The sequence below is a fragment of the Nocardia sp. bgisy134 genome (assembly GCF_965341865.1).
Taxonomy (GTDB): domain Bacteria; phylum Actinomycetota; class Actinomycetes; order Mycobacteriales; family Mycobacteriaceae; genus Nocardia.
Window position 1 is genome coordinate 179,605 of the sequence record NZ_CBDQZP010000016.1, and the last position, 13,055, is coordinate 192,659.

A 13,055-nucleotide genomic window follows, 5' to 3' on the forward strand; every position below is an offset into this window, starting at 1 on the left:
TGTGCCCGTACCTCTCGCGCCGACGGCCGTGGTTACGGTAGTCATCGGCGGAACCTGCCGCGCGTCCTGTCCGCAAGCGCGGCTCGAGCACACCCACGCACTTTCGACCGAGGAGACGGCACACCGATGACAGAGGGCGGCAGCACACGATGACACAGGGCGGCAGCACGAACACCGGGGCCCTCTGGGGCGGACGTTTTGCGTCCGGACCGGCGGAGGCGATGGCGGCGCTGAGCAAGTCGACCCACTTCGACTGGGCGCTGGCTCCCTACGACATCCGCGCGTCCAAAGCGCACGCCCGGGTGCTGCACAAGGCGGGACTGCTGTCGGAGACCGACCTCGCCGGGATGCTGACCGGGCTCGACCAGCTGGCCGCCGACGTCGCGTCCGGCGCCTTCGGCCCCGCGGAATCCGACGAGGACGTGCACGGCGCGCTCGAACGCGGGCTGATCGAGCGCGTCGGCGCCGAACTCGGCGGGCGGCTGCGCGCGGGGCGCTCGCGCAACGACCAGGTGGCGACGCTGTTCCGGATGTGGCTGCGCGACGGCGTGCGCCGGATCGCGGCGGGCGTGCTCGACGTGGTCGACGCGCTCGTCGCGCAGGCCGCCGCCCATCCGGACGCGGTGATGCCGGGCAAGACGCACTTGCAGGCCGCGCAACCCGTGCTGCTCGCGCACCACCTGCTCGCGCACGCGCATCCGCTGCTGCGCGACATCGACCGGCTCCGCGATTTCGATCGCCGGGCCGCGGTGTCGCCGTACGGGTCCGGCGCGCTGGCCGGTTCCTCGCTCGGCCTCGACCCCGAGGCGATCGCCGCCGAGCTGGATTTCGCTGCGGCCGCGGCCAATTCGATCGACGCCACCTCCGCGCGCGATTTCGCCGCAGAGGCCGCCTTCGTGCTCGCCATGATCGGCGTCGACCTGAGCCGCATGGCCGAAGAGGTGATCATCTGGAGCACACCGGAATTCGGCTACATCACACTCGCCGACGCGTGGTCGACCGGCTCGTCGATCATGCCGCAGAAGAAGAACCCGGACGTCTCCGAGCTCACCCGCGGTAAGGCGGGGCGCCTGATCGGCAACCTCACGGGTCTGCTCGCCACCTTGAAGGCCCAGCCGCTGGCCTACAACCGCGACCTGCAAGAGGACAAGGAGCCGCTGTTCGATTCGGTGGCCCAGCTCGAGCTGCTGCTGCCCGCCATCGCGGGCCTGGTCTCCACCCTCACCTTCCACACCGACCGGATGGCCGAACTCGCCCCCGCCGGTTTCACCCTCGCCACCGACATCGCGGAATGGCTGGTGCGCCAGGGTGTTCCGTTCCGCGTCGCGCACGAGGCGGCGGGCGCCTGCGTCCGCGCCGCGGAAAGCCGCGGCGTCGGTCTCGACGAACTCACCGACGAGGAATTCGCCGCCATCGACCCGGCGCTCACCCCCCAGGTCCGCGAGGTCCTCACGGTCCAGGGCTCCATCGCCTCCCGCAACGCCCGCGGCGGCACGGCGGGCACCCAGGTCGCCGTGCAGCTCGACGAGATTCGCGCGTCGGCGGCGACAGCCCGCACCTGGCTGAACTGAGCTTGCGACCGGCGGTCGATCGGCACGCGGCCGACCGGCCGCCGGTCCGCGATAGCGGCGGGCATCCTGAGCGGGCCGCCGCCATCGCTGTTCAGAGGAAATCGGCTGTGTCGAGCTCGAAATCGAACGGGGCCGGAAGGTGTAGCGGCGCACCGAATTTGGCGACGGCCTGTTGGGTGTACTGGCCCCGTTCGGGTGCCAAGAAGACAGTTACCTCGCCGTGATGGCGGTCGACCAAGAGGTACACCGGAATCGCCGCCTGTGCGTAGGCATCGCGCTTCTCGACACGGTCGACCTCGGCATCGCGATCGCGGCCGGACGTGATCTCGAGGATCAGCACGACACCGGACGCATCCGCCCATGGCGGCTCGGCACGGAAATAGCCGCGTGGCGCAACCGCTCCGTCGACTCGGGCGCGGCCCTCGCGGTACGCGGGGATGCGCAGGCCACGCTCGTGAAAGAACTCGAGTCCGGTCGAACCGACGATCTGGTTGCGAATCGTCGCGGCGAACTCGTCGTGCTCGCCGTCGGGAACGGGTACCGCGTAGATCCTTCCGTTGATCAGTTCGACCGACACCTCCTCCGACGATGCACGCTCCAGTACCTCGAACTCCGCGAGGCTCACGTCGGCGTCCTGGATACCCATGAGCCCAGGGTAACGGGGTGGTGGGCGGTCGGAGCGCGACTCGTGCCCGGCGATGGTCGCCACGGGGACTCCTCTCGATGGGGATTGTTCTGTCTCGGAGTTGGACGAGGCGCGCGGTCGGCGGGTTCCCGCCACCTGCACGACACGCGGAGTGTTCTCACGAAGAGGTCGTGTTCGGCGACGACGCCCGTGTGATCATGCCGCCAGTACGTTGTCTGCCAGCCTCGAAGGTTTCGTGTCGGAGCGGTTCAGTCGGCGGGGGCGAATGCGCCGTCGACGCGGAGCGGAACGGCTTCGCCGGCGTCCACCTCACCGGCGATGGTGACGTCTTCGGCGAAGCCTCCATCGCGGAGTTCGCGACCGGACGAGCACTCCGCCAGGGCGGCGGCGATATCACTGGTGGCTTCGAAAGCTGCTCTGGCGATGGCCGATTCGGGTGACAGCGGTCCCGCGCCTGCGGCCTCCAACGCGGAGACGACGGCTCCGGGCCCCAGTAGGTCTTCGATGCTCGGTCGCAACGCGTCGCGTCCAGGCCACCGTTCACCTGCGGCTATCACGGAGACCGGCTGATCCACTGTGCCCCAACCCTGTCGGCGCATCCATCGGGCGACCGCGGACGCGTTGCGCAGCGATGCGGCGAGCACCGGAATTCCGGTGACGGCAGCGGAAATGGCCGAACCGTTGGGAGAAGGGAGGACCAGTCGCGGCACCGGTGGGGCGCGGCGCAGCGCCGCGGGCGATAGTGACCACGGCCGCTGCTCGGTGACTGCGCGGCGGCCGACGGCGAGCACCGCGTCATGGGCTGCGGCGAAGGCCGCCGCGCGCTCGTCGCGCCGGCGAAACGGATAGACCCGAGTGCCCGCGTCGACCGCGACGCTGACCGACGTGGTGAACGACAGTACGTCGACGACGACCACGCACGCACTCCTCGGCGCCAGCGCGACCGCCCCCGCCTCACCCCATTCGCAGCGCACACCGAAGCGCTGCTGCCCGAACCATTCCTCTCCTACCACCGACCGTTCATATCAGAGATCCACGGTGGGCGCCGTACGGCCGCAGCTGCCCGCACCTGGCTGAATTGAACGGAGGCCCGGCTGATCGCCCCCGATCGTGCGAAGCCCGCGACCGACTGGTCGCTCGACGGCGCGGATCGGATCGTGCGGGCCCCGCAATCGGGAGTCCACCTGGCGTGCCGTGCGTCCGGAAAGGCGCAGTCTCGCCGGGCCCGGCTCGCGATCAGCGAGACGAGGCGCAGCAGCTGAGCGGCCAGACCGGGAATCGCATCGGGACCGCGGAGCCGACCGGCTTGGTAGGTGAGTAGTTCGTGCCCCGCACTCGGAGATCCACCTGGCGTGCCGGCGGCCGCGCCGTCGCTCAGTGGGCTCGGCTCTCGATCAGGGAAGCGAGGTGCGGCAGGGGAGCGGCTAGATCGGGAATCGCGTCGAGATCGTCGAGCCGACCGGTTCGGTAGGTGAGCAGTTCGTGCCCACAGTTGGTCGTCCATCCGGCGCGTCGTGCGGCTGCGCTGTCGCTCAGCAGGCTCGGCTCTCGATCAGGGAGGCGAGGTGCAGCAAGGGAGCGGCCAGGTCGGAGATCGCGTCGGGATCCTCGAGCCGACCGGTTCGGTAGGTGAGCAGTTCGTGCCCCGCGAGGCTCCAGCGGGGAATGACGCCCGCGAGGTGGGCGGCGATGACCGGGGGGCCGACGAGCAGGCGAGCATAGTTCGCGTCGACGGCCATCACCCGGAAGCGATCGTCGAATTCGCGGTGGCCGGTCGTGATGGGCGCGTCGCAGAACAGCGCGCTTCCGGGCTGGGAGAGCGCCGCGACATCGACGACGGCGACCGGAGGATAGGGGCGTTCCAGCAGCATCGCCACCACGACGTACCGGTGGGTGGTGGTGGAGACGATCTCGCCGGTCCAGGCGTTGGTCTGGAAGCAGTAGTCGGCGACCGTGACCTGGCGCCCGCCGAGCTCACCGGTGAGCGTCACGCCGAGCCCTTCGGGATCGTGGCCGGGCAGCCGCGCCGTCCACGACTCGTGCGGAGAGTGCGCGAACCGCCACCCGTGCCGCGTCGCCCACTGATCGAACGTTTGACCAGCAGCCCGCCTGGTACGCGCGCGCAGCGGCAGCAATACCCCGAAAACCGCCGTCAGCAGCACGGCGACGAACACGATGAGACCGATCCGGAACGCTTCCACCACAGGTCATCACATCCCTCGGACGACGGATCTCCCCATTGTCCGCCGAATCACTAGGCTGCCGCCATGACCTTGCTGTTGCTCGCCCTGGCGATCGCGTCCGAGGTGACCGCGACCGTCTCCCTGAAGTTCTCCGAGGGATTCACCAAGCTCGTCCCTTCCATCGTGGTCGTCATCGGGTACGGCGCGGCGTTCTTCTTCCTCTCCCAGGCGCTGAAGCGTGGCATGCCCATCGGCGTCGCCTACGGCATCTGGTCCGCGGTCGGCGTCGCCGCCATCGCCGTCATCGGCGTCCTCTTCCTGAACGAACGACTCACCCTCACCCAAATCGGCGGCATCGCCCTCGTCATCCTCGGCGTCCTGGCCCTCGAACTCGGCGGCGCCCACTGACCTCGCAGTACTCGCCGACGCTTCGCAGCGCCTACCCCCGCTGCGGAGTGTGCGAACGCTCTGCGACCGGGCGGGTCAGTCCTGAACGCGCACTGTGTAACCCGCGTCGGTGAGGGCGCCGAGGACGGCGTTGCGGTGGGCCGGGCCGCGGGTCTCGAGGGTGAGCGCGACTTCGACTTCGTCGACGGCGAGCCAGGTACCGGTGCGGGAGTGCACCACGTCGACCACACTCGCGCCTGTTTCGCCGATCACGGTGAGCAGCCGGGAGAGTCCGCCGGGGCGATCCGAGATCGTCACGCGCAGCGCGAGATAGCGGCCGGCGGCGCTCAGACCGTGGTTGACGATCCGGGTCAGCAGCAGCGGATCGATGTTGCCGCCGGAGAGCACCGCGCAGACCGGTCCGCGCAGGTCGAGTTCGGTTGGGGCGTAACTCATCAGCGCGGCGACGGCGGCCGCGCCCGCCGGTTCCACGATCAGCTTCGCACGTTCCAGGCAGAGCAGCAGCGCCTCGGACAGCGACTCCTCGTCGACGGTGACGATGCGCGGCGCGTACGCGGCGACGTGCGCGAACGGCACCTCACCCGGCAGGCCCACCGCGATGCCGTCGGCCATGGTCGACATCCGCTCCGCCCGTACCGGTTTGCCCGCCGCCAGCGAATCCGGCCATGCCGCGGCCTCGGCGGCCTGCACGCCGATCACCCGCACCTCCGGCGCCAGCCGGTGCAGGGCTATCGTGATCCCGGCGAGCAGTCCGCCGCCGCCGGTCGGCACGAGCACCGTGCCCACCCGCGGGAGTTGCTCCAGAATCTCCAGTCCCACCGTCGCCTGTCCGGCCACGATATCCGGGTGGTCGAAAGGATGGATCAGCGTCGCCCCGGTCCGCGCAGCGAAATCCAGTGCGGCGTCCAGTGATTCGTCGATGGTCTCGCCGACCTGCCGCACCTGCGCGCCATAGGCCTTGGTGGCGGCCAGTTTCGGCAGCGAAGCGCCGATCGGCATGAACACCGTGCTCTCGATGCCGAGTGTGGCGGCCGCCCAAGCGACGCCCTGCGCGTGATTGCCCGCACTGGCCGCGACGACACCGCGGGCCCGGTCCGCCGACGGCAGGTTCGCGATCCGGTTGTAGGCGCCCCGCGGCTTGAACGAGCCTGTCCGCTGGAGGTTCTCGCATTTCAGCCAGACATCCGCGCCCGCACGCTCGGACAGCACCCGCGAGGCCACCACCGGCGTGCGCCGGATCACCGGCGCCAGCAGCGCCGCGGCCGATTCGATCCGCTCCAGCCCGATCAGATCCATGGGCTCATGCTGCCATCACGGGCGGATACATCCCACGACTTCGCACGGTATCGGGCAGCCAAGGCGCGCTCAGTTCGCTTTCTTCGCGAGATTGTGGGCCAGTGCGCCGAGCCGGGCCAGGCGTGCGTCGCCGAGCGGGGTGAGCTTGCCGCCGAGCCGGTTGGTGACGAACCCGAGCGACATTCCGGTGGACGGGTCCGCGAAGGCACCCGAACCGCCGAGCCCGAAATGGCCGAACGCCGAGATCGGCGCGGCTTTGGAGGGCATCATCGGCACGCCGTGGAAACCGAGACCCCACGGGATGCGGAAGGCGAGCACGTAGTCGGGCGTGAAGACTTGACGCTCCCGCATCTGATCGATGGTCTCCGCGCCGAGCAGCCGGTAGCCGTCGAGGCTGCCGCCGATCGCCAGCGCGCCGTACAGCCTGGCCAGCGCCCGCGCCGAGAAGACCCCGTTCACGCCCGGCATCACCGAATCGTGCAGCCGCGGATCCTCCATCAGCTCGGCGAAACCGCTCGGCGTCGTGTCCACGGCGGCGGCGAGGCGGCGGCTGCGCCCCATGATCCGCGCGCCGAGCTCCCAGCTCATTCCGGCGACCGTCAGTTTCGGGAAGTTGACGGCGATGCGCGTCCGCTCGGATTCCGGTACGCGGAACCACAGTTCCTCGGCGCCGAGCGGTTCGGCGATCTCGGTGCGCAGCAGGTCGGTGAAATCCGCACCCGCGACACGCTGGACCAGCTCGGCGACCAGGTGACCGAAGCTGATGCCGTGATAACCGCTGGTCGTGCGGTGCCGGGGATCGGGCGTGGCGGCGGCGAGCGCCGCGGTGACCGCGGCGTCGTCGAAGAAGCGCTCCGGCGGGCCGGGCAGCAGATTGCGCAGCCGGTGCAGGCCTGCGCGGTGACTCAGCAGCGCGCGCACGGTGATGTGTTCCTTGCCCGCCGCGGCGAATTCGGGCCAGTACTCGGCGACGGCGTGGTCGTAGTCGAGCAGTCCGCGTTCGGCGAGACGATGCAGCAGCGTGGCGGCGACGCCCTTGCCGGTGGAGTACGCCACGGCCAGGGTGTCGTGCTGCCACGGCAGACCCGGTCGCGCGAACCCGGCCCAGACGTCGACCACCGGCTCGCCGTGCAGGTAGACCGTCAGCGCGCCACCGCCGTCGCTCGGACTACGGAAGAGCCGGTCGAATTCGGCGACCAGGCCGACGAAGCGACGATCCACGAACTGCGTTGTCGGAGGTGTCGGCATCGAAGGTTCCTTTTCTGTCCCTCTCAGACTAGAGGCGGACAGATTCGACCCCGCCGGTTCCAGGCCTCGGGAACCGGCGGGGGAGAGGGGAACGTCAGGCCGCCAGGGCGGCGGTGCGCAGCGCGCGGAGGGTGTGGGCGGGTTCGGCGACATCGATGACGAGCCGGGTGAACTCGGAGCCCCTGAGCTCGACGCGCACGCCGCTGCCGTCGAAGCGGGTGTCCCAGAACTCCTTGCGGCCCTTGCCCCGGAAGGTGCCCGCCGCGATCACGCCGGGGAAGAAGGTGCCCGGCGCCCGCACCCACGGCGGCCGCAGGTCGACCTCCGCCGGGGCGACTTCGATGACGTCGCGCAGGTCGAAGGTGAGCTGGTCGCGCAGTGCCAGCAGTTTGTGCCCGCCCTGCACCCGGACCGTCACCGTCGTTCCCGTGACCTCGATCTCCACCATCGCGCACCTCGCAATCGCCCCCCGGACTTTCGTACATTCCCCAGCATGGAGTCCGCCCCTGGACTGAGGCTGTGCCGATCCTGTGATTTCCCCAAGCTTCCGGACGGGCTAGTGAGATGCCGCTACATAGATATGCGCATTGAAACATGGATGCGCGATATTCGAGGCGGAGACCGGTACGAGCCTGTCCGGCGCTCGAAAACCGGCAAGGACCGGGAGGAGGCCCGCAGCCGAATCGCGCTCGATGCCGGGTAAGAAGCCCTCGTCGAGCGACACTAACTGTGCATGATCGTTCATTTGCGGCAGCGGACCACACCCGCGGGCGCACACGGGTTGTCGGCCGATGTCCGGGATTGGCGTAGACGCTGGCTCGTGGCGTCCGGCTTCCCGGCACGGTTGGCCGAGGCAGTGAGCTCCGATCCTGGGTTCGATATGCACGCGTTGCTACAGCTTGTCGACCTGGGCTGCCCGCCCGAGCTGGCGGTGCGCATTCTGGCACCGATGCCCGAGCAGGAGACGCTACTGTGAGCACCGTGAACCCCACGACCTCCGGCGTGGCGCGCAGACAGGACGACGAGCAGTGGCTGGCTGATCTGACCGACAACGGCCCCGCCGGTCGTCATGCGGTGGCGCGGCTGCGCGAGGTGTTGCTGCGGGCCACCCGGCATCAGGTGTGGCGGCTGCGTGATCTGCTGCCAGGGGTTGGAGCAGGCGATCTGGAGGACTTGGCGCAGCAGTGTGCCAACGACGCCGTGGTCTCCGTTCTTCGCCGGCTCCCGACGTTCGAGGGGCGCAGTCGTTTCACCACGTGGGTCTACAAGTTCGGGGTGCATCACGCCGGTGTGGCGGTTCGCCGCCAGGCATGGCGGCACCGGGAAATCCTGCTGCCGGACGCGCTGACCTCGCTCGCCGACAGGTCACCGACCCCGGAAACCGTGGTGGGCGCCACCGAGCTCGCCCGCGCCGTCGAGGCCGCGATCGCCCGGGACCTCACCCCGCACCAGCGGCGCATCCTGCTGGCGCTGGTGGTCGAGCAGGTGCCGATCGATGTGCTGGCCGACCGTTTGGGCAGCACCCGCAATGCCCTCTACAAAACGTTGCACGATGCCCGCCGTCGGCTGCGATCCGCGCTCATCGCCAGCGGACATCTCGATATCAGCCCCGACCGGAGCATCTCATGACCGACCCGAAACCGGCTTCGAGCGCCGAAACGATCGCCGGCTTGTTGGCCGACACCAGCCCGTACCTGTCCTGCGACGACTGCTTCGCGATGCTCGACGAGTACGTCGAGCGCCGCCTCGCCGACCCTCGCTACGAGGATCTCGCCATGCAGGTGCACCTGGCCGGGTGCGGCGCCTGCGCCGAAGAGGCACAAGCCCTGCGCGAATTGCTCGACCAGTACCCCGACTCGTCGGAGTAGCAGCACGAACACCGCGAGGCGAAATCTTTTCCTCCGCCGGTAAGACCTTGGCAGCCGCGGCCACTAACAGATGTGGACCGGTTCAGGTCGGCAAGCAGCTCGGTGCACCCGCATCAGGGCCCCGACCAACCGGATTCATCGGCTCCCGCATCACCTTCCAAGGAGAAAAGATGACTGTGCACACCGATCGCACCCGGCCCGCGCCCTCCCTCACCGATCCCGGCTACCAGGCGTTCTGGGCGCTGCGTCTCGGTTTCGGCGTCCTGCCCATCTTGTTCGGCCTCGACAAGTTCGCCAACATCCTCACCGACGACTGGACCCGCTACCTCGCCGAGTTCTTCGACAAGCTCGTGCCCGGCGATGCGCACACGGCGATGAACCTCGTCGGCGTCGTCGAGATCGTCGCGGGCATCGCCGTCCTCGTACTCCCGCGCCTGGGTGCGCCGCTGGTCGCGGCATGGCTGGGCCTCATCATCGTCGACCTGCTGCTCGTCGGAGGGTACGGCGACATCGCCCTGCGCGACTTCGGGCTGATTGCCGCCGCACTCGTCCTGACCCGCCTGGCATGGGCCTACCCGAACGGACTGCCCACGCGGCAACCCTGAAACCCACGACGAAAAGGCCCAGCCCGCGGAATCGCCGGGCTGGGCCGAGACGTGAATCAGTGCGCGGACCGACGCCCCGCGTGGTGTGCCGCGTCGGCGATCTCCAGCACGTCCGCCAACCACGGCGTGTAACTCGCCGGATCGTCCGTCAGCGCGGCGCGCAGTTCCTCCGGCTGGATCCAGGCGTACGCGGCCACCTCGGCGGGATCGGGCCGTGGCATGCCCGCGTCCAGCAGGCCGACGATCACGTGATCCCACTCGTGCTCGACGCGGCCGGTGACGCTGTCCTGCGCCTGATAGCGGAAGACGCCGACCTCGGTGAGCGTAGTGGCCAGCCCCAGCTCCTCGGCGAGCCGGACCGCGGCCGCGGCCAGCACCGGTTCGCCAGGCGCGGGATGCCCGCAGCAGGTATTGGCCCACAGCAGGGGAAAGCGGGTCTTCACGGCGGCCCGCTGCTGGAGCAGGACCCGGCCCGCCGAGTCGAAGAGCAACACGGAGAACGCGCGATGGAGTCGCCCGGGCGCTTGGTGCGCCTCCGAGACCGGGCACGCGCCGACCGCGCGGCCCGCCTCGTCCACGAGCTCGACGGGCAGGGCCTCGCGGTCGGTCAGCGGCTGGGCGAGGGTCTCGGTCACCTCCCCACCTTATCGGCGGCGATGAGCAGGTATTGGAAGCTGCCCTCCCGGTAGGCGGTGAGGAACGGCTTCTCCACACCCGTCGCGAGCTCGGACTTCGTGCGCAGATCCCAGTACGGGATGGTGGCCGCCGTGAGGTCGACCACGTCGATCGGCACCAGGCCGTTCTCGGCCATCGCGCGGAAGTACTCGCTGCGCGGATGGATCATGCAGCCGTAGTGCGCGTCGATCCAGCTGACCGAGGAGGAGCGCCCTCCGGTCACGTCGTTGGAGCAGCCGGTGATGCAGACGTAGCGCCCGCCGGGCTCCAGCAACCGGGAGAACTCGCGGAACAGATCGAACAGGTCGACGTACATGGTCGTCTCGTTGGTCCAGATCCCGCGCATCACGCCGCTGTCGAAGCCGGTGTCGAGCATGTTGCGGAAATGGAACCGCACCTTGTCCGCGACGCCGCGGTGCTGCGCCTGGTCGTTGGCGAAGCCGACCTGGTATTCGGAGATGGTCACGCCGTCCACCTGGCAGCCGAAGCGCTGGTTGGCCATGAAACTGGTGCCGCCGCGGCCGGATCCGCCGTCCATCAGCCGGTCGCCGGGGCGGACGTCGCCGAGGTGGTCGAGCAGCAGGTCGGCCTGCGCGGTCTCGAGCCGGTGCAGTTCCTCGACGATCCGTTCCTGACGGGTGTTCTCGGGGCCCTCCAGTACCGAGAGATCGGGATCGCCGATGCCGTAGTGGTGGTGGTAGAGCCCGTCGACCTCGCCGAGCACGGTGTTGACCCGGTCGTCGTTGGGGTTGTTGTTCCAGTACGCCGCAACGGATTTCTGATAGTTGGTGCGCAGCACGGCCTCGGCCTGGGGGTTGAGCATGGTCATGCGTGATCATCCTCTCTCGTTGCGGTACTGGCTATTCGGCATCTTTGTAGCGACGGCTGTCGGCATGCCAGGCGCGATTGCCGCCCATCCACGCCCACAGACCGACGAGGAAGCGGCGCAGTTCCGGCGAACCGCCGGCGGCCAGCGGCGCGGCCTCGCGTTCGAAGCGGTGCACGAGTTCGTCGTGGACCGCCGCGGTGTGCAGCACCGCCTCCCTGCGGGAACATCGCTCCTCGGCGGCGAGCACCGTGGGGAGGTTGAATTCCCTTCCGTTGGAAAGGTCTTCGCGTGCCATCGAATACAGATCGTTGACCATCTGGGCGGCCAGCGCCGCGGTTGTCGTGACGCGCCGCACGGCGGGATGGGTGTATTCCGCAGCGGGGACCTCGTAACCGCCGAGTGTGTCGATGGGCGCCATGCACGGCAGGAAGCTGTGTGGCTGGCGGTTGGTGAGGTATTCCCAGACCGGTGGCATCCGGCCCGCGCCTCGCCAGCCCGCCTCGGCACCCAGCGCGATGAACCAGCCGCCGATCTCGGTGCGCAGCCTGGCCAGTTGCGCCGGGGTGGAGTACTGGGCCAGGTGCTCGAACGAGGTGCGGAAGGCCCGCAGGATCGGATCGGCCTGCAACGCCCGCTCCAATTGCGGGGCGTAGCGCGCGGGCAGATGAGCGGGATCCATGACGGCCATGCAGAGTTCGAGCCGCGGGCCCAGCTCGGCTTCCGGACTGGACGGGGTGCCGTCCGGTGCGCGGTCGTCGGCGTCCGGCTCACAGTAGTAGTCGTCCACTGACCATTCCGAGACCGCGCATTTGGCCGCGGCCAGCAGCTGGTCGGCGTTGGAACAGTCGGGGTGGGCGAGCATGATGAGCCGTCCGAAGTCGGCCTTGCGCAACTCGTCGAGCCTGCCCTCGTAGAGCCCGATGTCCTCGGCCCACGCCAGCAGGCCCTCGTTCACCGCCTCCGCCAGCGCGGGATCGTCGCGCAGCGGCGGCGGACAGTACAGCGGCGGAATGCGTGATCCGCTGCCTACCTGTGTCGAGGCGGTGCCGAGCCCGGACGGGCCCGGTGGCGCGCTCGGCGGCGTGGGCGGCGCGTCCGCGGCGGGCCGTACCGCCGTGGACGCTGTACCCAATCCGGTGGGCCCCGAGGGAATTCGGGTGCGCAGCGACCCCGTCGCGGCCTCCGCTCCGGCGAGAGTGACATCCCCGTTGCTCTCCGGTGCGGCGACCCGGTCGGCGACCGGCACCGCCGGGCCGGACGGAATCGGCGGGCCGGACGGAATCGGCGGGCGTCGCGACTCCGCCGGACCGGCCCCCTGCGCCGGGCCGACGGAGGTCGCGACGTTCCCCTCCGGCGGGCTTGCCGGGGGCTCGACGACGCCGTCCGTGACCGGAGCGGCGCCGGGTTGGGACGGGCCGATCGTCACGGCCTCCGGCGCCAGATACGGCGTGGTCGGTTCGGCGGCGTGATCGGCAGGCGCGGGCAGCCGCAGTGCGGCGGCCCCCAAGCCCCGCGGGCCGAGCAGCCGGACCGGCGTCGGGCCGGCCGCTCGTGAGGGCGGACTCGAATCATTGGGCGGCGCGGGAGCTTCCGTTGCCGCATCGGTGAACAGGTCGGCGGGCGCCGGGCTGTCCGGGTTGGTGAGCAGCGCCGCGATGTCGGCCGCCAGCTCGTGCGTGGCGGCGGGCGCGGCGGCGCGGGAGAGCACCGACATCGGTCATCACCC

General features: G+C 69.8%; 15 protein-coding genes. 6 read left to right on the plus strand and 9 right to left on the minus strand.

Features of this window, described 5'->3' with window-relative positions; translation table 11 throughout:
* The first annotated feature begins 149 nt into the window (after positions 1-149).
* Positions 150-1,571, plus strand: a complete 1,422-nt coding sequence (argH, locus tag ACRWNM_RS26430) for an argininosuccinate lyase (protein WP_431970786.1) — start codon at positions 150-152, stop codon at positions 1,569-1,571.
* A gap of 91 nt (positions 1,572-1,662) precedes the next feature.
* On the opposite strand, the gene ACRWNM_RS26435 is transcribed toward argH, so the two are convergent.
* The 3 genes from ACRWNM_RS26435 to ACRWNM_RS26445 all read right to left on the minus strand — a co-directional run bounded on the left by ACRWNM_RS26435 (position 1,663) and on the right by ACRWNM_RS26445 (position 4,421).
* A complete protein-coding gene (locus ACRWNM_RS26435; protein ID WP_431970787.1) occupies positions 1,663-2,217 on the minus strand; it encodes a Uma2 family endonuclease in 555 nt (184 codons plus the stop codon).
* Between the two features lie 248 nt (positions 2,218-2,465).
* On the minus strand, positions 2,466-3,230 hold the full coding sequence (locus ACRWNM_RS26440) for a 2-phosphosulfolactate phosphatase (RefSeq protein ID WP_431970788.1): 765 nt from the start codon (positions 3,228-3,230) through the stop codon (positions 2,466-2,468).
* Between the two features lie 519 nt (positions 3,231-3,749).
* Positions 3,750-4,421, minus strand: a complete 672-nt coding sequence (locus tag ACRWNM_RS26445; RefSeq protein ID WP_431970789.1) for a hypothetical protein — start codon at positions 4,419-4,421, stop codon at positions 3,750-3,752.
* A gap of 63 nt (positions 4,422-4,484) precedes the next feature.
* On the opposite strand from ACRWNM_RS26445, the gene ACRWNM_RS26450 reads away from it, so the two are divergent.
* A complete protein-coding gene (locus tag ACRWNM_RS26450; protein ID WP_431970790.1) occupies positions 4,485-4,808 on the plus strand; it encodes a DMT family transporter in 324 nt (107 codons plus the stop codon).
* 75 nt (positions 4,809-4,883) lie between these two features.
* Here the strand turns inward: ACRWNM_RS26450 and ilvA are convergent, their stop codons facing one another.
* From ilvA to ACRWNM_RS26465, 3 genes are all read right to left on the minus strand, one after another.
* A complete protein-coding gene (gene ilvA / locus ACRWNM_RS26455) occupies positions 4,884-6,104 on the minus strand; it encodes a threonine ammonia-lyase (RefSeq protein WP_431970791.1) in 1,221 nt (406 codons plus the stop codon).
* Between the two features lie 69 nt (positions 6,105-6,173).
* Entirely contained in the window at positions 6,174-7,352 is a 1,179-nt protein-coding gene (locus ACRWNM_RS26460) for a serine hydrolase domain-containing protein (RefSeq protein ID WP_431970792.1), read from the minus strand.
* 94 nt (positions 7,353-7,446) lie between these two features.
* Positions 7,447-7,800, minus strand: a complete 354-nt coding sequence (locus tag ACRWNM_RS26465; protein ID WP_431970793.1) for a hypothetical protein — start codon at positions 7,798-7,800, stop codon at positions 7,447-7,449.
* Between the two features lie 285 nt (positions 7,801-8,085).
* Between ACRWNM_RS26465 and ACRWNM_RS26470 the strand changes: the two genes are divergently transcribed.
* The 4 genes from ACRWNM_RS26470 to ACRWNM_RS26485 all read left to right on the plus strand — a co-directional run bounded on the left by ACRWNM_RS26470 (position 8,086) and on the right by ACRWNM_RS26485 (position 9,825).
* Positions 8,086-8,328, plus strand: a complete 243-nt coding sequence (locus tag ACRWNM_RS26470; protein WP_431970794.1) for a hypothetical protein — start codon at positions 8,086-8,088, stop codon at positions 8,326-8,328.
* Positions 8,329-8,333: 5 nt separating this feature from the next.
* A complete protein-coding gene (locus ACRWNM_RS26475; RefSeq protein WP_431970795.1) occupies positions 8,334-8,981 on the plus strand; it encodes an RNA polymerase sigma factor in 648 nt (215 codons plus the stop codon).
* Positions 8,978-9,220, plus strand: coding sequence for a hypothetical protein (locus ACRWNM_RS26480; protein WP_431970796.1), 243 nt, complete (start codon positions 8,978-8,980; stop codon positions 9,218-9,220). The genes ACRWNM_RS26475 and ACRWNM_RS26480 overlap by 4 nt, the downstream gene beginning before the upstream one ends.
* 170 nt (positions 9,221-9,390) lie before the next feature.
* Complete coding sequence (locus ACRWNM_RS26485; RefSeq protein ID WP_431970797.1) at positions 9,391-9,825, plus strand: hypothetical protein; 435 nt, start codon at positions 9,391-9,393, stop codon at positions 9,823-9,825.
* Between the two features lie 56 nt (positions 9,826-9,881).
* Here the strand turns inward: ACRWNM_RS26485 and idi are convergent, their stop codons facing one another.
* From idi to ACRWNM_RS26500, 3 genes are read right to left on the minus strand one after another with little or no spacing between them, the layout of a single operon-like run.
* Complete coding sequence (idi, locus tag ACRWNM_RS26490) at positions 9,882-10,460, minus strand: isopentenyl-diphosphate Delta-isomerase (RefSeq protein ID WP_431970799.1); 579 nt, start codon at positions 10,458-10,460, stop codon at positions 9,882-9,884.
* Positions 10,457-11,329 (minus strand): geranyl diphosphate 2-C-methyltransferase, encoded by an 873-nt coding sequence (locus ACRWNM_RS26495; RefSeq protein WP_431970800.1) that lies wholly within the window; start codon positions 11,327-11,329, stop codon positions 10,457-10,459. The genes idi and ACRWNM_RS26495 overlap by 4 nt, the downstream gene beginning before the upstream one ends.
* Positions 11,330-11,360: 31 nt before the next feature.
* A complete protein-coding gene (locus ACRWNM_RS26500) occupies positions 11,361-13,043 on the minus strand; it encodes a family 2 encapsulin nanocompartment cargo protein terpene cyclase (RefSeq protein ID WP_431970801.1) in 1,683 nt (560 codons plus the stop codon).
* Between the last annotated feature and the right edge of the window lie 12 nt (positions 13,044-13,055).

Excerpts from the sequence above, each read along its gene's own strand:
- ACRWNM_RS26495 (WP_431970800.1), bottom strand. The coding sequence starts at position 11,329 with ATGACCATGCTCAACCCCCAGGCCGAGGCCGTGCTGCGCACCAACTAT.
- ACRWNM_RS26460 (WP_431970792.1), bottom strand. The coding sequence starts at position 7,352 with ATGCCGACACCTCCGACAACGCAGTTCGTGGATCGTCGCTTCGTCGGC.
- argH (WP_431970786.1), top strand. The coding sequence starts at position 150 with ATGACACAGGGCGGCAGCACGAACACCGGGGCCCTCTGGGGCGGACGT.
- ACRWNM_RS26465 (WP_431970793.1), bottom strand. The coding sequence starts at position 7,800 with ATGGTGGAGATCGAGGTCACGGGAACGACGGTGACGGTCCGGGTGCAG.
- ACRWNM_RS26435 (WP_431970787.1), bottom strand. The coding sequence starts at position 2,217 with ATGGGTATCCAGGACGCCGACGTGAGCCTCGCGGAGTTCGAGGTACTG.
- ACRWNM_RS26500 (WP_431970801.1), bottom strand. The coding sequence starts at position 13,043 with ATGTCGGTGCTCTCCCGCGCCGCCGCGCCCGCCGCCACGCACGAGCTG.
- ACRWNM_RS26480 (WP_431970796.1), top strand. The coding sequence starts at position 8,978 with ATGACCGACCCGAAACCGGCTTCGAGCGCCGAAACGATCGCCGGCTTG.
- ACRWNM_RS26470 (WP_431970794.1), top strand. The coding sequence starts at position 8,086 with ATGATCGTTCATTTGCGGCAGCGGACCACACCCGCGGGCGCACACGGG.
- ACRWNM_RS26450 (WP_431970790.1), top strand. The coding sequence starts at position 4,485 with ATGACCTTGCTGTTGCTCGCCCTGGCGATCGCGTCCGAGGTGACCGCG.
- ilvA (WP_431970791.1), bottom strand. The coding sequence starts at position 6,104 with ATGGATCTGATCGGGCTGGAGCGGATCGAATCGGCCGCGGCGCTGCTG.
- ACRWNM_RS26485 (WP_431970797.1), top strand. The coding sequence starts at position 9,391 with ATGACTGTGCACACCGATCGCACCCGGCCCGCGCCCTCCCTCACCGAT.